The sequence below is a fragment of the Chelatococcus composti genome (assembly GCF_014201415.1).
GTDB classification, from domain to species: domain Bacteria; phylum Pseudomonadota; class Alphaproteobacteria; order Rhizobiales; family Beijerinckiaceae; genus Chelatococcus_A; species Chelatococcus_A composti.
Genome location: NZ_JACHEH010000003.1, coordinates 221,284 through 240,175 on the forward strand (window position 1 = coordinate 221,284; position 18,892 = coordinate 240,175).

The following is an 18,892-nucleotide window of genomic DNA, read 5'->3' on the forward strand; positions in this document are numbered from 1 at the left end:
CGAGGAACGAGGGCAATGCCGGCGCGCAGCATCATCGTCGCCATATTCGTCGCGGCCGGGTGCATCTTCGCCGCGGCCGTCGCGCACGCGCAGCAGGACCCGCTGACGCGCTTCCTCAACAGCATCTTCCAGCCGAAGCCTCCGGCGCAGGTGCAAGAGGCGCCGCGGCGCTCCCGGCCGGCCGCCTCGCGCCCGCGCCAGTCGGCGCCGCGGGCTGCGCGCGAGCAGCGCGGCGTTGCCGAGCGCACGCTGCGCGTCGAGGTGGATACCTATGTCGTCGTCATGGGCGACTCCCTCGCCGAGCTGCTGACGGAAGGCCTCGCTGAAACGCTGGCTGATGCCGCCGACGTGGCGATCTATTCGCGCGCCAGGGGCGACAGCGGGCTTGTGCGCAGCGATTTCTACGACTGGCCGAAGGCCGCGCAGGAGATTGTCGCCAACCCCGAGCGCGTGTCGATCGCCGTGATGATGATCGGCGCCAACGACCGTCAGGCCTTCCGCACGCCGGCGGGGGAGGTCGAGTACGGCACGCCCGAGTGGCGGACGCTTTACGCCATGCGCGTTGACGAGATCATCCGCACCTTCACCGAGAAGCGGATCCCGCTCGTCTGGGTCGGTCTTCCGCCCATGAAGGGAGACCGGCTGTCGGCCGACATGCTGGCGCTCAACGAGATCTTCCGTGACCGTGTGACCGCGGCCGGCGGCCACTATGTCGACATCTGGGAGGCATTTCTCGATGCCGACGGGCGATTCTCGGCCTTCGGGCCCGACGTGAACGGCCAGAACGCGCGGCTGCGCACTAACGACGGCGTGCACTTCACCAAGGCCGGCGCCCGCAAGGCGGCGCACTTTGCGGCGCTCGTGCTGCGCCGGCTCATCGAGGCGCGCGCCGTCGTGCAGCAGGCCGTGCTGCCCCTGCACGACGGCGTGCCGGGCCTCGACACGCGCGACCCCATCGAGCGCATGATCGACGCCTCGATCCCGAGCCTGCCCGAGCCGGCCGGTCTCATTTCGGTGTCGAGCAAGCCCGTGGCCGGCCCCATCCTGCCGCTGACGGGGCCGGATGTGGCGCCCGGCGGCGTGCTCGTGTCGGCCTCAACGGGCCCGGTGCAGGTCGACCAGCTAGCCGAGCGGGTGTTCGAGCTCGGCGACGTGCCGCAGCCGAAGCCGGGGCGCGTCGACGACTTCTCCTGGCCGCGCCAGCCCTGAGGCCGGCGCCTGCCACCTCAGCGCGGCAGGACGGAGGAGCCCATCAGATATTCGTCGATGGCGCGGGCGGCCTGACGGCCCTCGCGGATGGCCCAGACGACAAGGGACTGGCCGCGCCGCATGTCACCGGCCGAGAAAACCTTCTCCTGCGAGGTGCGGTAGTCCCGGTCGCTGGCGGCGACATTGCCCCGCTTGTCGAGGGCGACGCCCGCCTGCTGGAGCATGCCTTCGTGCACCGGGCCGGCGAAGCCGATGGCGATGAAGACGAGGTCGGCCTTGAGGACGAACTCCGTGCCGGGGATCGGCACGCGCTTCTCGTCCACGCGGGCGCAGCGCACGCCGGTGACGCGCCCCTTCTTGCCCTCGATGGCGAGCGTTGCGACCTGGAATTCGCGCTCGGCGCCCTCCGCCTGGCTCGAGGAGGTGCGCAGCTTTGTCGGCCAGTAGGGCCAGACGGTGAGCTTGTCCTCCATCTCCGGCGGCTTGGGGCGGATGTCGAGCTGCGTCACCGAGAGCGCCCCCTGGCGGAAGGCGGTGCCGATGCAGTCGGAGGCCGTGTCGCCACCGCCGATGACGACGACATCCTTGCCGCCAGCGAGGATCGGCGCGTCGTCCAGAAAGTTCTCACGGCCGTTGCGGCGGTTCTGCTGCACGAGGAAGGGCATGGCGAAATGCACGCCGTCGAGGTCCATGCCCGGGATCTGCGGGTCGCGCGGGCGCTCTGCGCCGCCGCACATCAGCACGGCGTCATAGGACTTCACCAGCTCGTCGAACGGCTTGTCGACGCCGATGTTGACGCCGTAGTGGAAGACGACCCCTTCGGCCTCCATCTGCGCCACGCGCCGGTCGATGTGGTGCTTCTCCATCTTGAAGTCGGGGATGCCGTAGCGCAGCAGGCCGCCGGCGCGCGGCTCCCGCTCATAGACATGCACCTCGTGGCCGACGCGGGCGAGCTGCTGGGCGGCAGCCAGGCCGGCAGGACCGGAGCCGACGATGGCCACCGACTTGCCCGTGAGGCGGGCCGGCGGCTCGGGGCGGATCCAGCCCATCTCCCACGCCTTGTCGGCGATGGACTGCTCGATGGTCTTGATGGTGACGGGCACGTTCTCGAGGTTCAGCGTGCATGCCTCCTCGCACGGGGCGGGGCAGACGCGGCCGGTGAACTCGGGGAAGTTGTTGGTGGAGTGGAGGTTGCGGGCGGCCTCCTCCCAGTCGTCGTTGTAGACGAGGTCGTTCCAGTCCGGGATCTGGTTGTGAACGGGGCAACCCGTCGGCCCGTGGCAGAAGGGGATGCCGCAATCCATGCAGCGGGCCGCCTGCTTCTGCAGGTCCTTGTCGTCGAGCGGCAGCGTGAATTCACGGAAGTGCCGAACGCGGTCGCCGGCGAGCTGGTACTTCTGCTCTTGCCGGTCGTATTCGAGAAAGCCCGTTACCTTGCCCATCGTCTCGTTTTCCAGTCCTTGCGCCGCTGACCCGCCGGCCCCTTGCAGGGGCTGGCCCGCCGCGTAGCGGCTGGGAGAAAGATCCTGCCTGGACCGCGGCCACCCGAAGCCGGCGCCGTGGGCGCCGTCCCGTCCCCCGCGGGGGAGGGCGCGCCGCGGTCCCATATCCCTATTCCGCCGCCTGCAGCGTGCGCAGACGCTCCATCTCGCGCAGGGCACGCCGGTATTCGACCGGCATCACCTTGACGAACTTGGTGCGGTAGTTCGCCCAGTCATCGAGGATGGCCTTGGCGCGGGTCGAGCCCGTGTAGCGCAGGTGGTTGGAGATGAGCTGCATCAGCCGCTCCTCGTCGTGGCCCGACATGTCGGCGAGCACGTCGATGCGCCCCTTGTGCTCCAGGTCGCCGCCGTGGTGGTGCAGGCGCTCCATGAGCTCCTCCTCCTCCTCGACGGGTTCGAGATCGACCATGGACAGGTTGCACCGCTTGGCGAAGGTGCCGTCCTCGTCGAGCACGTAGGCGATGCCACCCGACATGCCGGCTGCGAAGTTGCGGCCCGTGGGGCCCATAACGACGACGACGCCGCCCGTCATGTATTCGCAGCCGTGGTCGCCGGTGCCTTCGACGACAGCGATGGCGCCCGAGTTGCGCACCGCGAAGCGCTCGCCCGCGACGCCGCGGAAGTAGCACTCGCCGGAGATGGCGCCGTAGAGCACCGTGTTGCCGACGATGATCGAGCGTTCGGGAACCGCCTTCATCTCGGCCGGCGGCTGGACGATGATCTTGCCCCCGGAGAGGCCCTTGCCGACATAGTCGTTGGCCTCTCCCGTCAGGTGCAGCGTCACGCCTGCGGCGAGGAAGGCGCCGAAGCTCTGGCCGGCGATGCCCCGCAGCTTCACCGTGATGGTGTCCTCCGGCAGGCCCTCGTGGCCATAGCGCTTGGCGATCACGCCCGACAGCATGGCGCCCGTCGCGCGGTCGACGTTGCGGATCCGCTCCTCGATCACGACAGGCGTGCCGTTGTCGATGGCCTCGCGCGCCTGCGCGATGAGCTTGCGGTCGAGCACGTCGTCGATCGGGTGCTTCTGCCGCTCGCAGTGGTGGATGGCGACGTCGGGACCGACCTCGGGCTTGTGGAACAGGCGCGTGAAGTCGAGGCCCTTGGCCTTCCAGTGGGTGATGGCCTCCTTCTTGTCGAGGAGATCGGTGCGGCCGATGATCTCCTCGAGCTTGCGGAAGCCCATCTCGGCCATCAGCTCGCGCACCTCTTCCGCGACGAAGAAGACATAGTTGATGACGTGTTCCGGCAGGCCCTTGAAGCGCTTGCGCAGCACCGGATCCTGCGTCGCCACGCCAACCGGACAGGTGTTGAGGTGGCACTTGCGCATCATGATGCAGCCGGCGGCGATCAGCGGTGCCGTCGAGAAGCCGAACTCGTCCGCCCCCAGCAGCGCGCCGATGACGACGTCACGCCCGGTGCGCAGACCGCCGTCGACCTGCAGGCGCACGCGGCCGCGCAGGCGGTTGAGCACCAGAGTCTGCTGCGTCTCTGCAAGGCCCATCTCCCACGGGCTGCCGGCGTGCTTGATGGAGGTCAGCGGCGAGGCGCCGGTGCCGCCCTCGAAGCCCGAGATGGTGATGTGGTCCGCCCGCGCCTTGGCCACACCGGCAGCGACGGTGCCGACGCCGACTTCCGACACGAGCTTGACCGACACCTCGGCGTCCGGGTTGACGTTCTTCAGATCGAAGATGAGCTGGGCGAGATCCTCGATCGAGTAGATGTCGTGGTGCGGCGGCGGCGAGATGAGGCCGACGCCCGGCGTCGAGTGACGCAGCCGGGAGATGACGGCATCGACCTTGTGGCCCGGCAGCTGGCCGCCCTCGCCGGGCTTGGCGCCCTGGGCCACCTTGATCTGCATCATGTCCGAGTTGACGAGATACTCGGCGGTGACACCGAAGCGGCCCGACGCGATCTGCTTGATGGCCGAGCGCTTGGAGCGGCCGTCAGGCAGCGGCCGGAAGCGCGCGGCATCCTCGCCGCCCTCTCCGGTGTTGGACTTGGCGCCGATGGCGTTCATCGCCAGCGCCAGCGTCTCGTGCGCCTCCTTGGAGATGGCGCCGAGCGACATGGCGCCCGTCGAGAAGCGCTTGACGATCTCGCTCGCGGGCTCGACTTCCTCGAGCGGCACCGGCTGCGCGCCACGCTCGGCCGCCGTCTTGATGCGGAAGAGGCCGCGCACCGTGCTGAAGCGGTTCTCCTGCTCGTTCACGAGGCGGGCGAACTCACGGTAGCGGTCCCGCGCGTTGAGGCGCACCGCGTGCTGCAGCGTTGCCACCGTCTCCGGGTTCCACACATGGTCCTCGCCGCGGATACGGTAGGCATAGTCACCGCCAACCTCGAGCGCGTTGCGCAGGGTCGGCGCGTCGCCGAAGGCGTCGCGGTGGCGGCGCACCGTCTCCTCGGCGATCTCGGCGAGCCCGATGCCCTCGATGGTGGTGGCCGTGCCGAAGAAGTACTTCTCGACGAAATCGCTCCTCAGGCCGACGGCGTCGAAGATCTGTGCGCCGCAGTAGGACTGGTAGGTCGAGATGCCCATCTTGGACATGACCTTGAGCAGTCCCTTGTCGATGGCCTTGATGTAGCGCTTGATGATCTCTTCCTCGTCGACCTCCTCGGGGAAGTCGAGCGCCTTGTGCATCGCCGCCAGCGTGTCGAAGGCAAGATAGGGGTTGATCGCCTCGGCGCCGTAGCCGGCGAGCAGGGCGAAATGGTGGACTTCGCGTGGCTCGCCCGATTCGACGACGAGGCCCACCGAGGTGCGGAGCCCCTTGCGGATGAGGTGGTGGTGCACCGCCGCCGTTGCCAGCAGGGCAGGAATGGCGATGCGGTCCGGCCCCATCATGCGGTCGGAGAGGATGATGATGTTGTAGCGGCCGTGCACCGCCGCCTCGGCGCGCTCGCACAGGCGCTCGAGGGCGCCGGCCATGCCTTCCGCGCCCTGGCTGGCGGGGTAGGTGATGTCCAGCGTCTTGGTGTCGAACTGGTCCTCGCTGTGGCCGATGCAGCGGATCTTCTCCAGATCCTCGTTGGTCAGGATCGGCTGGCGCACCTCGAGGCGCTTGCGGCGTGAGGTGCCCTCGAGGTCGAGGATGTTCGGCCGCGGCCCGATGAAGGACACGAGGCTCATGACGAGCTCCTCGCGGATCGGGTCGATCGGCGGGTTCGTCACCTGCGCGAAGTTCTGCTTGAAGTAGGTGTAGAGCAGCTTCGGCTTGTCCGACAGTGCCGAGATGGGCGTGTCGGTGCCCATGGAGCCGACGGCCTCCTGGCCGGTGACGGCCATGGGCTGCATGAGGAGCTTGAGGTCTTCCTGCGTGTAGCCGTAGGCTTGCTGGCGGTCGAGCAGACTCACGTCCGTGCGCGACTCGCGCGCCTGGACCGGCGGCAGGTCCTCCAGCACGATTTGCGTGCGCTTCAGCCATTCCTTGTAGGGGTGGCGGCGGCTGAGTTCACTCTTGATCTCCTCGTCGGAGATGATGCGGCCCTGCTCGAGGTCGATGAGCAGCATCTTGCCCGGCTGCAGGCGCCACTTCTCGACGATCTTCTCCTCCGGGATGGGCAGCACGCCCATCTCCGAGGCGCCGACGACGAGCCCGTCCTCGGTGACGAGGTAGCGCGCCGGGCGCAGGCCGTTGCGGTCGAGAGTCGCGCCAATCTGGCGCCCGTCGGTAAAGACGATGGCGGCCGGGCCGTCCCACGGCTCCATCAGGGCGGCGTGATACTCGTAGAAGGCGCGCCGCTCCTCGTCCATGAGCGGATTGCCGGCCCAGGCCTCGGGCACCAGCATCATCATGGCATGGGCGAGCGAATAGCCGCCCTGGGTGAGGAACTCGAGGGCGTTGTCGAAGCAGGCGGTGTCGGACTGGCCCTCGTAGGAGATGGGCCAGAGCTTGGAGATGTCGTTGCCGAAGATCTCGGAGTCGACCGAGGCCTGGCGCGCCGCCATCCAGTTGACGTTGCCGCGCAGGGTGTTGATCTCGCCGTTGTGCGCCACCATCCGGTACGGGTGGGCCAGCGACCAGGTGGGGAAGGTGTTGGTCGCGAAGCGCTGGTGCACCAGGGCGATGGCGCTCTCGAAGCGCGGGTCGCGCAGGTCGGCATAGTAGTCACCGAGCTGGTCGGCGAGCAGCATGCCCTTGTAGACGAGCGTGCGCGTCGACAGGCTCACCGGATAGTAGCCGGCGGTGCGCGGGTCCTTGCGGTTGTAGATGGCGTTGGAGACGACCTTGCGCAGGATGAAGAGATGCCGCTCGAAGTCGTCCTGCGTCGTCACGCCGGGGCCGCGGCCGATGAAGACCTGCACGTGCCGCGGTTCGGTGGGCTTCACGCTCTCGCCGAGGACGGACGAATCGACGGGAACGTCGCGCCAGCCGAGAAGCACCTGGCCCTCTTCGGCAGCGACGCGCTCCAGTGTCTCCTTGACGATGGCGTAGCCTTCCGGATCGCGCGGCATGAAGAGGTGGCCCACGGCATATTCGCCGACCGGGGGCAGTGTGATGCCGAGCTTGGCGCATTCCTCGCGCAGGAAGCGGTCAGGCACTTGCACCAGCATGCCACAGCCGTCGCCCGCCTTCGGGTCGGCGCCCACGGCCCCGCGATGGTCGAGGTTCTTCAGGATGGCGAGGCCGTTGGCCACGATGTCGTGGCTCTTGACGTTCTTCATGTGGGCGATGAAGCCGACGCCGCAGGCATCACGCTCGCGCGCGGGATCATAGAGGCCCTGCGCGGGCGGAAGGCCGGGATCCGTGGCGCGCGTTTTCTGAAGCAGCGCCGGGTTGGAAACCAGCTTTTGCTCGGTCGTCGCGCTCATGTTCTGCCCCATCGTTGCCGCCGCGGCGGCGTGTCCACGTCGTTCGTCTGTCGGGGGTCACCGGACCGTGCCGGCGGCGTGTCGCCGCCTGCGTGCAGTGCCCACCTTTTGGTCTTGGAGGTCCGGTCGCGCTGTTTCCGTTGCGCCCGCACCTCGCGGGCGTCTCACGGCGTAAAGCCGGGCGCGCCCGCTAAGCCCGCGTTTCGCGGGCGGCAGGTTTCGTATCGCGTTTGGCGGCCGTCGAACGTGCCATGACCAAAAAGACCTGCCTTGCCTTCATGGAAGGGCCGGCCCGGTGCCGGGCGCGGGTGTTGGCCGGAATGGGACAGCAAGGCTGTCCTAAACCGGGCGGACCTTGCCAGATTTTTTCTAAGGTGACAAGCGGGTATTTGCGAGTCGTTTGATCGAAACTTATACGCGAAGCTTTGCCCGTATTGCGTTCGTGACGATTCGGCGTGCGCCTGCGTAATTTAATTGCGCGCGCTGACGGGAGCCCTCGGCGCGCCGTCGCTTCACGCGGGTCTGCGCCCGAGGAAGCGCCGCATGAAGCTGCTCGCCGCTTCACGCCGGGCGCGGCATGTTCTAGCTTCCGTGCCAGCGAGGAGCGGAGGCAGGATGAATTTCGCAAGTGACAATGTGGCGGGCGCCAGCCCGCGGGTGATGGAGGCGCTTGTCGCCGCCAATGCCGGCAGCCAGCGCGCCTACAGCGCCGATGACTATACGGCGCGGGTCGAGACGCGGCTGAAGGAGATCTTCGAGCGCGACCTTTCGGTTTTCCTCGTCGCCACGGGCACGGCGGCCAACGCGCTCGCCCTCGCCACGCTCTGCCCGCCCTGGGGGGCCGTGCTGTGCCATGCCGAGGCCCATGTCGCCGAGGACGAATGCGGCGCGCCGGAGTTCTTTACGGGGGGCGCCAAGCTCGTCGGCTTTCCCGGCCGGCTCGGCAAGCTGCTGCGGGAGGAGATCGCAGCGTATCTCGCGACGCCCACCGGCCGGCCGCCGCACCAGGTCATCCCCTCGGCTCTGTCGCTGACGCAGGCGACCGAGGCCGGCACCGTCTACACGCCGGAGGAGATCGCAGCGCTGGCCGACATCGCCCACCGCCACGGGCTTGGCGTGCATATGGATGGTGCGCGCTTCGCCAACGCGCTCGTGCGTCTTGGCGTCAGCCCCGCCGACATGACATGGCGCGCAGGCGTCGATGTTCTCTCCTTCGGCGCCACCAAGAACGGCTGTCTCGCGGCTGAGGCCGTGATCGTCTTCGATCCCGAGAAGGCGGCGCACATGGCGCAGCGCCGCAAGCGCAGCGGGCATCTGCTCTCCAAGGGGCGCCTGCTGGGCGCCCAGCTTGACGCCTATCTCGCCGACGGTCACTGGCTCGATCTCGCGGCCAGGGCCAACCGTGCGGCCGACCGGCTGGCTGAGGGGCTCGCGCGTCTCGGCTGCCGCGTTGCTCTGCCGGTGGAGGCCAACGAGATATTCGTCTTCCTGCCGCCGGCGATGGACGAGGCCCTGCGCGCGGCGGGGGCCCTCTACCACCCGTGGGTGACGTCGAGCCTGCCGGAGGGGGTGACGGCGCGGGAGGGGGAGGTGCTGGTGCGTCTCGTCACCGCCTTTGACACGACGGAGGCAGCCGTCGACCGTTTCCTCGCCGTTGCCGGTGGGCAGGCGGCGGCCTGACCCACCGTTGCCGCCATGGTGCCAAACGCGCGCCTCAATGCCGATGCATGGACATGGGTGAGCAATGTGACGAATGAGGCAGATAACGTGCTTGCACCTGTGGTCGAACTGCGCCGGGCGCGGCGTGCGGCCGGGCTGTTCGCGGCCGCCGCGGCTTTCGTGCTGGCCTCCGGTGTCGCCCTCGCGCAGGGGTACTATGCGCCGGAGATCTATGACGAGCCGCTGAGCCCGCGCGAGGTGGTCCTCGCGGTGCGCGCCGAGGGCTTCGCGCAGATCTCGCGGCCGCGCCTGACCCGCGGCTTCTATGTCGTCGAGGGAACGGACGTGAACGGCTGGCGCATGCGCCTGCTGGTCGACGCCTATTCGGGGGCGATTGTCGATGCACGTCCGCTGCGCTCCACGATCACGGCCGAGGAGCCGTTCCGGCCCTATACGCCCGACCGCTTCGGCGGCGCCGTCGACGTCGAGATCAGGACCGGCCGCGGCGCGAAGATCTATGCACCCGTGCCGCTCAGGCAGCCGCTGCCGCGTGTGGCCGCCCTGCCGCCGCCACGCCCGAAGGATCTGGAGCCCGGCCTCGTGGCGCCGGTGCCGCCGGCGCGCGGCGAGACGGCCGAGCCCGGGCGGACCGGCGATGCAGCCCCCTCGGGCAAGGCCGATGAGGGGCCGAGCGTCGTGCTCGCGCCGCCGGAGGTGCCGCCCGTGCCGCCGGCGAGCGACGTCATCGGCAACGACGGCGACGAGATCGGCGGCCCGGCCTCGGGCGAGGAGATCCTGCCGAGCGCTCCCTTCTGACGGCTGGCGGCTGGGCGATGATGCGCAACAAGACAAAAGGCGCCGGAACATCCGGCGCCTGAACTTTTCGTGGGAGGTGTTCATGGCCCCTCGGGAGGGGCCATGGCGGCAGATTACGCCGCCTCGGCGACCTTGGCGTCGATCGCGGCATTCGCCGGTTTGGTCGCGATGGGGATGATGCGGGGCTTCATCGCCTCCGGCACCTCGCGCACGAGGTCAACGTGGAGGAGGCCGTTCTCCAGCGTGGCGCCCGTCACCTCGACATAGTCGGCGAGCTGGAAGCGGCGTTCAAACGCCCGCGAGGCGATGCCCTGATAGAGCATCTCGGGCTTCGGAGCGCCTTCCGCAACCTTCTTCTCGCCGCGGATCGTCAGGGTATTGTTCTTCGTCTCGATGGACAGATCGTCGCTCGCGAAGCCGGCGACGGCTACCGTGATGCGATACGCATCTTCGCCGGTTCGCTCGATGTTGTAGGGCGGATAGCTCGGAGAGCTGTCGACGCCGGCGATCTGGTCGAGCATCGAGAACAGACGGTCAAAGCCAACCGTCGAGCGGTACAGGGGGGACAGATCGAACTGACGCATGGCACATCCTCCAATTGAAGCGATATGCGGACAATGCCCGCCAAGCCGGCCGGGCATCCCACCGTGCAGCCGTGGGCGGCCTGCACGCCCATGAGTTGGGAGCGCCATTCAGGTCTTTCAAGACCTGTGGCGACGAGGTCGGCACTGCGGATATAACCGCCGGGACCGCCGGCGAATGGCGGGAGGGGCCATGGAACTTTTCGCGACAGAGCAGAATCCGGTACCGAGCCAGCCGGTGGTCGCCGCGGTGACCACCGCGGATGGCATCGTGCTGCGCACGGCGCGGTGGCGTCCCACGGCCCGCCGGACGCGGGGCACCGTCTGCATCGCGCAGGGGCGGGCGGAGTTCATCGAGAAGTATTTCGAGACGGTGGCGGACCTGCGCCGCCGCGGCTTCGCTGTCGTCGCATTTGACTGGCGCGGCCAGGGGGGCTCGCAGCGAGAGCTTGCCGACCCGCGCAAGGGCCATGTCGACGACTTCTCGCTCTACCAGCGCGACCTCGACGCTGTTGTCGAGCAGGTCATCCTGCCGCGCTGCCCGCCGCCCTATTTCGTCCTGGCGCACTCCATGGGCGGTGCAATCCTCCTTCATGCGCTGCGGGAGAGAAGGACACCCTTCGCGCGTCTGGTGACGGTCTCGCCGATGATCGACATCGCCGTGGTACGCTGGCCGCGTGCTGCGCGCCTGCTGGCGGAGGTGCTCGATGCCTGCGGCTTCGGGGCGAGCTACGTCCCCGGCGGCGGTGCCACCTCGATCTCGACGAAGCCTTTTGCCGGCAACCGTCTGTCGTCGGACCCGGTGCGCTACGCGCGCAATGCCGAGGTGGCCGCCCGGGCGCCACACCTGGCCGTCGGCGACCCGACCGTGGCGTGGCTCGATGCGGCCTATCGCGCCATGGGTGCCTTTGCCGAACCCGGCTTCGCGCTTGAGATCAGGACGCCGGTGCTCGTCGTCGCGGCAGGGGCTGATCGGGTGGTCTCGACGCCGTCGATCGAGCGCTTCGCGTCCCGCCTCAAGACGGGCCATGCCGTCGTGATCCCCGGTGCGCGGCACGAGCTCCTGATGGAGCGGGATGCGATTCGCGACCAATTCTGGGCCGCATTCGATGCCTTCGTGCCGGGCTCGGACGGCGCGCTGCCCGATCAGGCCGAGAGGAGCCTGAGCGCTGCCTCGTGAATGCGCGGGTCGCCGGCGGCGATGACCGTGCCGCCGGCAGCCGGCGAGCCGCCCTCCCAGTTGGTGACGATGCCGCCCGCCCCCTCGATGATCGGCACCAGGGCAACGATGTCGTAGGGCTTTAGTCCGGCCTCGATGACGAGGTCGATGTGTCCGGCGGCGACCATGCAGTAGGCATAGCAGTCGTAGCCGTACCGCACGAGGCGCGTCTCCCGCTCCACGCGCTCGTAGCGCGGGCGCTCGTCCTCGCTGAAGAGGGAGGGGGAGGTGGTGGAGAGCGTCGCCTCGGCGAGGCTTGCGCAGCGGCGCGTCTTGAGTGTGCGCGCGCCCATGGGGCCCTTGTAACCCGCCTTGCGGCCGCCGCCGTAGAAGCGCTCTCCCGTGAAGGGCTGGTGCATCAGCCCGTAGACGGGCGTGCTGCGGTGGGTGAGGCCGATGAGGGTGCCCCACAGCGGCAGGCCCGAGATGAAGGCGCGCGTCCCGTCGATGGGGTCGAGCACCCAGACGTAGTCGGCGTCGGTGCGCTCATCGCCGAATTCCTCGCCGCAGATGCCGTGCTGGGGGAACTGCCGGCGGATGAGCTGGCGCATGGCCGCCTCGGCGGCGCGGTCGGCTTCCGTCACCGGGTCGAACTTGTCGCCGAGGGCCTTGTTCTCCGCCATCAGCGCGGTGCGGAAGAAAGGCAGTATGGCGCGTCCGGACACGGTTGCGAGTTCGTCCATGAAGGCGCTGAAGTCGACCGCTACCATTCCCTTCCCCTCCGCCAGCCGTGCGTGAGCCTCGTACCTCACACGGGCAGGACTGCGTTGCAGTGGGGTCTTATCGCGCGCAGGGCCGTTTAGAAAGAGAGGAACGGCAAGATGCCATGCGGCCTCAGGCGCAGGGTGGGGGAGAAACCGGTGATGAAGGACGGAGGGATCCCGGCGGGCGCGACGGCGGTGCCGGTCAGAACCCAGGCGGCGCTGCTCATTGTGGTGCTCGGGTGCATCTACAGCGTCAGCCAGTTCCTGCGAAACTCGATCGGCGTCATCGCGCCCAATCTTGCGGCGGACCTCGGGCTCACGGCGACGGACCTCGGGCTGCTCTCCAGCGGCTTTTTCCTCACCTTCTCGGCGGCGCAGATCCCTGTCGGCATCTGCATCGACCGCTACGGGCCGCGCCGGGTGATGCTGGTATGCGCGGTGGCAGCGGTGGCGGGCGTCCTCCTGTTCGCGCTGGCGCGGGATGCGGCCATGCTCGTCGGGGCGCGGCTGCTCCTCGGCATCGGCTGCTCCAGCTTCTTCATGGCGCCGCTCGCCATCTACGCCCGTCTCTTCCCGCCGGAGCGCTTCGCCTTCCTCACCGGCATCCAGCTCAGCCTCGGCAACCTGGGCACGCTCGCCGCCACCGCGCCGCTGGCCTTCGCCGCCGAATCCGTCGGCTGGCGGACGAGCTTCCTCGTCGTCGCCGCCTTTGCCACGGCTGCGGGGCTGGCGGTCTTCTTCGGCGTGCGCGGCCCCGTGTTCAGCGCCTGGGGCGGTCGCGAATCGTGGCGCTCGGCCCTCGGGGGCGTGCGCGAGGCGATGCGCGTGCGCTCCTTCTGGCCACTCTTCGTGATGCACGCGACGGGCTACGCCTCCTTCGGCACGGTCGTCGGCCTGTGGGCGGGCCCGTTTCTGAGGGACGTCTACGGCTTCGACCTCGAGCAGCGCGGTGTCGCGCTCTTTGCGGCCTCGGCGACGCAGATCTGCGCGCTCTTCCTGTGGGGCGGGGCAGACCGTGTGTTCCATGCATACAAGCCGGCGGTCATCCTCGGCGCCTCTGCAACCATTGCATGCCTCGCCTACGCTGCCCTCATGCCTCTCGGGCCCGTTGCGGCAGTGGTCTGGCTTGTCGTCTTCGGCGCGTCCGTGGCCTATACGCCGCCTGTCATGGCGCACGGAAAATCTCTTTTTCCCCAAAACCTTATCGGTCGCGGCATGACCCTGATGAACATCGGCACCATGGGTGGTGTGTTCGTGATGCAGACGGTGACCGGACGGCTCATGGACATGTTTGGTCGCGACCCCCTCGGGCAATATCCACAGGTGGCGTACAAGGCCGTCTTTTCCTTGCTGGCGCTTGCAATTGCGGCTGCGCTCATTACCTACGTCTTCGCGCACGATGCCCATCCGGGCCGGGTTCGCGAGCCCGGCGGCACAAAAAAATAGGTCAACCACCCTTGCTTTTTGTGCGCTGCGATGGCATATTGTTGCAGTGCGGTACGGCGATGTTCCGTCGCAGTGCCGCTGCCCTCCTTGGGCGTTTCCTCCCTAGACTTGGGCCGCGCACGCAAGTGTGCGGCCTTTTTTCTTGTCTGCTGCCGTGGCGGCAGCCGGGGCTACGCGGGCGGGCCTATTCCGCCGCCAGCCACCGTTCGGTGAGATCGGCCGTGACCGTCTCGGCGATGAGGGAGAAGACCTCGGTGATGTCGCTGGCGAGGCGGGCGAAGCCCTCCGTGCGCTGCATCGTCCGCTCGTCCATGTAGAGGCTGCGGTTGATCTCTACCTGCAGTGCATGGCGCCCCGCGGCCGGCTCGCCGTAGTGCTCGGTGATGAACCCGCCGGCATAGGGGCGGTTGCGCGCGACGCGATAGCCAAGCCGCTCGAAGCACTGGGCCACCCTGTCGCTGGTCGCAGCCGCGCAGCTCGTGCCGAAGCGGTCGCCGATGACGATGTCGGCACGCGAGTTCTCGTCCCGCGTCACGCTGGACGAGGGCATCGAGTGGCAGTCGATGAGCAGTACGATGCCAAACCGGCGCTGGGTGCGCATCACCAGCTGCCGCAGGGCCCGGTGATAGGGCTTGTAGAGCCACTCGATGCGGCGCATCGCCTCGGCCACCGGCAGCTTGTGCGCATAGATCTCCTGCCCGTCGCCGACGATGCGCGGGATGGTGCCGAGTCCGCCGGCGACGCGCAGCGAGCGCGTGTTGGCATAGGGCGGCAGCCTGCCGTCGAACATACGCGGGTCGAGCTCGTAGGGCTCCCGGTTGACGTCGAGATAGGCGCGGGGGAAGCGGGCAACGAGCATCGGCGCGCCGAGGCCGCTCATGCCGGCGAAGAGCGCGTCCACATAGGCGTCTTCCGACCGGCGCAGGGCGAGCGGGTCGAGGCGCGCGGCATCCACAAAGCTCTGTGGATAGATCGCCCCGGCATGGGGTGCGTTGAAGACGAGCGGCACCGTCTGGTCAGTCGGTTCGACGACCGTGAAGGGGACCGCCAGTTCCGGCTCGATCGGAGACGACATCGGGGACCACGACGCTGACCAGGGGCGGTCGCCGTGTGGAAGACCGCCGCAGGGCCGATTGTGGCCGATTTGGCGGCGTGTCGTCCATCGTTGCCTTGCACAGGCTTGTGCATTCACCGCCGTTGCGGCGCTTCGCGCCATTTTTCACGGGTTTTTTACGAGGCGCATGGCTAGACGATGGGGCACGGCGTCGGCGGCTCGGGGAGGAGCATTGTCCGGCGACGGACGTGCCACTAACCTCACGGCCGGGCCGCGCGGCACGGTGGATCCGCGCCCGCAGCCCGCCCGATCACTTTCGACGCGCGTGCCATGAGCAAGATCCTTCTCGCCGAAGACGACAACGACATGCGGCGCTTCCTCGTCAAGGCCCTGCAGAATGCGGGTCACGAGGTGGTGTCCTTCGACAACGGGCTGTCGGCCTACAATCGCCTGCGGGAGGAGCCGTTCGAGTTGCTGCTCACCGACATCGTCATGCCGGAGATGGACGGCATCGAGCTGGCGCGTCGTGCCACGGAGCTCGATCCGGACATCAAGGTGATGTTCATCACGGGTTTCGCGGCGGTTGCCCTCAATCCCGATTCGGAGGCGCCCAAGGACGCCAAGGTGCTGTCCAAGCCCTTCCACCTGCGCGAACTCGTTTCAGAGGTGGAAAAGTTGCTCGCGGCCTGAGTATTTTTCGCGGACGGCTTGCGCAGTTCGCCGCGAGTCGTTATATCCGCGGCCCACATGAGGACTTCGCGAGAGCGTTGTCCAAAGGGCGCGTAGCTCAGCGGGAGAGCACTACGTTGACATCGTAGGGGTCACAGGTTCGATCCCTGTCGCGCCCACCATTCTTTTCTAGGTCGGCCGAGGTTCGATGGAGCCGCGCCGGACGGAGATCGGACGATGAAGATCCGCAATTCGCTCAAGTCTCTGCGCGAGCGTCATCGCGACAACCAGCTGGTTCGTCGCAAGGGCCGCGTCTACATCATCAACAAGACGCAGAAGCGCTACAAGGCGCGGCAGGGCTGAGGCCAGGCCGAGCGCCCGGCCGCTCCGGCGGCCGTCCTCCGTTAAGCGAACAGCCCGGCGAAACGCCGGGCTTTCGGCGTTGGGCGCCGCGGAAGATCACGGCGACGTGTCCGCGAGGGGCTTTGCCGGCCGCAGTATGGCGCGCTAGGCTTGTCGCCATGACACCCGCAGCCCGCCTGCTTGTCCTTCTCTTCATGGCGACGGCGCTTGCCGCAGCGCCCGCAGGTGGAGTCGTGGCCCAGCCGCCTGACGAGCATCAGACGCCGGGCGCCGATGAGCAGCCGGCCTCGCCCGAGGCGCGGCGCGCAGCGCAGCTCGACCGGCTGTTCGAGCGGCTCGGCAACAGCCGTGACGCGGCCGAGGCGGCTGGTATCGCCCGCCTCATCGAGCGCCAGTGGTTGCGCTCCGGCTCCGATACGGCCGATCTCCTGATGAGTCGCGCGCTCGCCGCCGTGCGCATGGGTAATCCGCCGCTCGCCATCGAGCTGCTTGACCGGGTCGTCGTCCTTGAGGCCGGCTGGGCGGAGGCTTGGGCGCGGCGGGCGGCGCTCTTCGGCATGCTCGGAGACCGCGAGCGCGCCATTTTCGATCTCCAGCAGGCCATCGCCCGCGAGCCGCGCCACTACGAGGCCTGGACGGCCCTTGGCCGGCTCTTCGAGGCTGAGGAGGAGAAGGCGCTGGCCTTGCGCGCCTATCGCCAGGCGCTGGCCATCCATCCGCATCTGGAGACGGTGAAGGCCGCCGTCGAGCGGCTGGCGCCCGAGGTGGACGGCCGGGATATCTGATCCGCGCCGTATGTGCATCGGCGGCCCGGGACCGGGCCGCCGACCTGTTTTCGGTCCGGTTGACGCAGCCGTCAGGCCCTGCGGGCCGTGTTGCCGTGGCCCAGCGCGCCGCCGTCCTGGGCAACAAAGGCGACGCGCACCATGTTCGTCGCCCCCGGCGTGCCGAAGGGGACGCCCGCGACGATGATGATGCGCTGGCCCACCTCTGCATAGCCGGCGGCACGGCTGATGTCGCAGGCGCGGTCGGCCATGTCGTCGATGTCCCGCGCGTCCTCGGTGACGATGGGATGCACGCCCCAGACGAGGGAGAGGCGGCGCCCCGCGTCGACGTTGGGCGTGAGGGCGAGGACCGGCGTCGGCGGGCGCTCACGCGCGATCCTGAGGCCCGTGGCACCGGACGACGTCCAGGCGACGATGGCCTTGAGGTCGAGCGTTTCGGCGATCGAGCGCGCGGCAGAGGCAATGGCATCGGCGCCCGTCGGCTCGGGCTCGGCGCGCTGGGCGTTGATAATGGCGCGGTAGTTGCTGTCGCGCTCGATCTCCACGGCGATGCGGTTCATTGTCTCCACCGCCTCGACCGGATACTGGCCAGCGGCGCTCTCGGCCGAGAGCATGATGGCGTCCGCACCCTCGAAGACGGCGGTGCCGACGTCGGACACCTCGGCGCGCGTCGGAACCGGCGAATTGATCATCGACTCCAGCATCTGGGTCGCAACGACGACCGGCTTGCCCCAGCGGCGCGCGCTGCGGGTGATAAGCTTCTGGATGCCCGGCACCTTCTCCAGCGGCATCTCGACGCCCAGGTCGCCACGCGCGACCATCAGGGCATCGGAGACCTCGATGATCTCGTCGAGACGGGCGACCGCCTGGGGCTTCTCGATCTTGGCCATGACGAGCGCACGTCCGCGCGCGACCTTGCGCACCTCGGCGATGTCCTCCGGCCGCTGGACGAAGGAGAGCGCGATCCAGTCGACGCCGATGTTGACGGCGGCCTCAAGGTCCGTGCGGTCCTTCTCCGTCATGGCGGAGACAGGGATGGTGGTGTCCGGCAGACTGACACCCTTGCGGTTGGAAACCTTGCCGCCCACCACGACGCGCGTGGTGGCCTTGCCCTTACTGACGCTCTCCACCTCGAGCCTGATCTTGCCGTCGTCGATGAGGATGGTATGGCCCGGCTCGAGCGCCTGAAGGATCTCGGGATGCGGCAGGTAGACGCGCTTGGCCGTTCCCGGCCTGGGGTCGGAATCGAGGACGAAGCGGTCGCCGGGCGACAGCATCTCGGCATCCTTGGCGAAGGTCCCGATGCGCAGCTTCGGCCCCTGCAGGTCGACCAGGATGCCGATGGGCCGGCCGGATTGCTTCTCGACAGCGCGGATGGCGGCCACGCGCTCGGCGAGATCGTCCTTCGAAGTGTGGCTCATGTTGATGCGGAAGACGTCCGCCCCCGCCTCGTGCAGCCGGGCGATCATGGCCGGGTCGCTGGACGCGGGCCCGAGGGTGGCCAGGATCTTTACGCGACGCATCCGTCTCATCTGCGCACCTCGGCTGCTCTGTTGCTGTCCGTCAGCTGTATGGTCCAGCTCTTCTGCTGGCCAGTGTCTACTTCAAAGAACCCGGTCCGCTCGTAACCGCGGGCGAGGCAGTTATCGATGCCGCGGATGGAGAACTCGCGGTCGCGCGTGCACAGGTAGGAGCGGCCGCCCCACTCGCCGCCGCCGGAATAGTCGACAGCGTAGACGTAGTAGAACCGCCCGGCGAGCGGCCCCTTGAGCAGCGTCTCGCACTTGCGCTCGTCGATGTTCCACCAGCCTTCGCTCATCCAGCCCTGGGCATCACGGTAGCCGAGCGCGACGCCGACGCGTGAGCCGGTCATGTTGCAGATGCGCAGGTCAGCCCAGGCGGGCGACAGGGCCCCCGCGACGAGCGCGAGCGGCGCCATGGCGGCAAGGCCGAGGGCGAGCTTTCGCAGCCGGGATGCGGGATGGAGCTGAACGGGTTTCATTGGGCAAAATCGGTCATCTAATCGATACAGGTCTTGAGCGTCACGGCCCTGAATGTCAACGCAATCCTCATGT

15 protein-coding genes and 1 tRNA gene are annotated in these 18,892 nt (G+C 68.4%); 9 read left to right on the top strand and 7 right to left on the bottom strand.

What is annotated here, in order from left to right:
- Positions 1-15 precede the first annotated feature (15 nt).
- The gene (locus tag HNQ73_RS07290; protein WP_183333732.1) at positions 16-1,209 is read left to right on the top strand and encodes an SGNH/GDSL hydrolase family protein; all 1,194 of its coding nucleotides are present in this window, start codon (positions 16-18) and stop codon (positions 1,207-1,209) included.
- Positions 1,210-1,226: 17 nt separating this feature from the next.
- Here HNQ73_RS07290 and HNQ73_RS07295 read toward each other — a convergent pair whose 3' ends face one another.
- Positions 1,227-2,651: a glutamate synthase subunit beta gene (locus HNQ73_RS07295; protein ID WP_183333734.1), complete on the bottom strand. Its 1,425-nt coding sequence runs from the start codon at positions 2,649-2,651 to the stop codon at positions 1,227-1,229.
- Positions 2,652-2,820: 169 nt separating this feature from the next.
- Positions 2,821-7,521: a glutamate synthase large subunit gene (gltB, locus tag HNQ73_RS07300; protein ID WP_373284877.1), complete on the bottom strand. Its 4,701-nt coding sequence runs from the start codon at positions 7,519-7,521 to the stop codon at positions 2,821-2,823.
- Between the two features lie 615 nt (positions 7,522-8,136).
- Here gltB and HNQ73_RS07305 point away from each other — a divergent pair.
- The gene (locus HNQ73_RS07305) at positions 8,137-9,201 is read left to right on the top strand and encodes a threonine aldolase family protein (protein WP_183333738.1); all 1,065 of its coding nucleotides are present in this window, start codon (positions 8,137-8,139) and stop codon (positions 9,199-9,201) included.
- Between the two features lie 87 nt (positions 9,202-9,288).
- Positions 9,289-9,996: a PepSY domain-containing protein gene (locus tag HNQ73_RS07310; protein ID WP_183333740.1), complete on the top strand. Its 708-nt coding sequence runs from the start codon at positions 9,289-9,291 to the stop codon at positions 9,994-9,996.
- 113 nt (positions 9,997-10,109) lie between these two features.
- Here the strand turns inward: HNQ73_RS07310 and HNQ73_RS07315 are convergent, their stop codons facing one another.
- Complete coding sequence (locus tag HNQ73_RS07315) at positions 10,110-10,580, bottom strand: Hsp20 family protein (RefSeq protein WP_183333743.1); 471 nt, start codon at positions 10,578-10,580, stop codon at positions 10,110-10,112.
- Positions 10,581-10,770: 190 nt separating this feature from the next.
- Between HNQ73_RS07315 and HNQ73_RS07320 the strand changes: the two genes are divergently transcribed.
- Entirely contained in the window at positions 10,771-11,757 is a 987-nt protein-coding gene (locus tag HNQ73_RS07320; RefSeq protein WP_183333745.1) for an alpha/beta fold hydrolase, read from the top strand.
- On the opposite strand, the gene hisN is transcribed toward HNQ73_RS07320, so the two are convergent.
- On the bottom strand, positions 11,724-12,506 hold the full coding sequence (gene hisN, locus HNQ73_RS07325; RefSeq protein WP_183333747.1) for a histidinol-phosphatase: 783 nt from the start codon (positions 12,504-12,506) through the stop codon (positions 11,724-11,726). The two genes, HNQ73_RS07320 and hisN, sit on opposite strands and share 34 nt — an antisense overlap.
- A gap of 153 nt (positions 12,507-12,659) precedes the next feature.
- Between hisN and HNQ73_RS07330 the strand changes: the two genes are divergently transcribed.
- On the top strand, positions 12,660-13,946 hold the full coding sequence (locus tag HNQ73_RS07330; RefSeq protein ID WP_183333750.1) for an MFS transporter: 1,287 nt from the start codon (positions 12,660-12,662) through the stop codon (positions 13,944-13,946).
- A gap of 184 nt (positions 13,947-14,130) precedes the next feature.
- Here the strand turns inward: HNQ73_RS07330 and HNQ73_RS07335 are convergent, their stop codons facing one another.
- Positions 14,131-15,021: an N-formylglutamate amidohydrolase gene (locus HNQ73_RS07335; RefSeq protein WP_183333752.1), complete on the bottom strand. Its 891-nt coding sequence runs from the start codon at positions 15,019-15,021 to the stop codon at positions 14,131-14,133.
- Between the two features lie 309 nt (positions 15,022-15,330).
- Between HNQ73_RS07335 and cpdR the strand changes: the two genes are divergently transcribed.
- From cpdR to HNQ73_RS07355, 4 genes are all read left to right on the top strand, one after another.
- On the top strand, positions 15,331-15,690 hold the full coding sequence (cpdR, locus tag HNQ73_RS07340; protein WP_183333754.1) for a cell cycle two-component system response regulator CpdR: 360 nt from the start codon (positions 15,331-15,333) through the stop codon (positions 15,688-15,690).
- An 86-nt stretch (positions 15,691-15,776) separates the two neighbouring features.
- Positions 15,777-15,851: transfer RNA gene (locus HNQ73_RS07345), tRNA-Val, on the top strand.
- 55 nt (positions 15,852-15,906) lie between these two features.
- Positions 15,907-16,032 carry a type B 50S ribosomal protein L36 gene (gene ykgO / locus HNQ73_RS07350; protein ID WP_183333756.1) on the top strand — a complete coding sequence of 42 codons (126 nt, stop codon included), beginning with the start codon at positions 15,907-15,909 and terminating at the stop codon, positions 16,030-16,032.
- A 158-nt stretch (positions 16,033-16,190) separates the two neighbouring features.
- Entirely contained in the window at positions 16,191-16,817 is a 627-nt protein-coding gene (locus HNQ73_RS07355) for a tetratricopeptide repeat protein (protein ID WP_183333758.1), read from the top strand.
- Positions 16,818-16,888: 71 nt separating this feature from the next.
- Here the strand turns inward: HNQ73_RS07355 and pyk are convergent, their stop codons facing one another.
- Positions 16,889-18,349 (bottom strand): pyruvate kinase, encoded by a 1,461-nt coding sequence (pyk, locus tag HNQ73_RS07360; protein ID WP_183333760.1) that lies wholly within the window; start codon positions 18,347-18,349, stop codon positions 16,889-16,891.
- Positions 18,346-18,819, bottom strand: coding sequence for a DUF1036 domain-containing protein (locus HNQ73_RS07365; protein WP_183333762.1), 474 nt, complete (start codon positions 18,817-18,819; stop codon positions 18,346-18,348). Before HNQ73_RS07365 ends, pyk begins: the two co-directional genes overlap by 4 nt.
- Between the last annotated feature and the right edge of the window lie 73 nt (positions 18,820-18,892).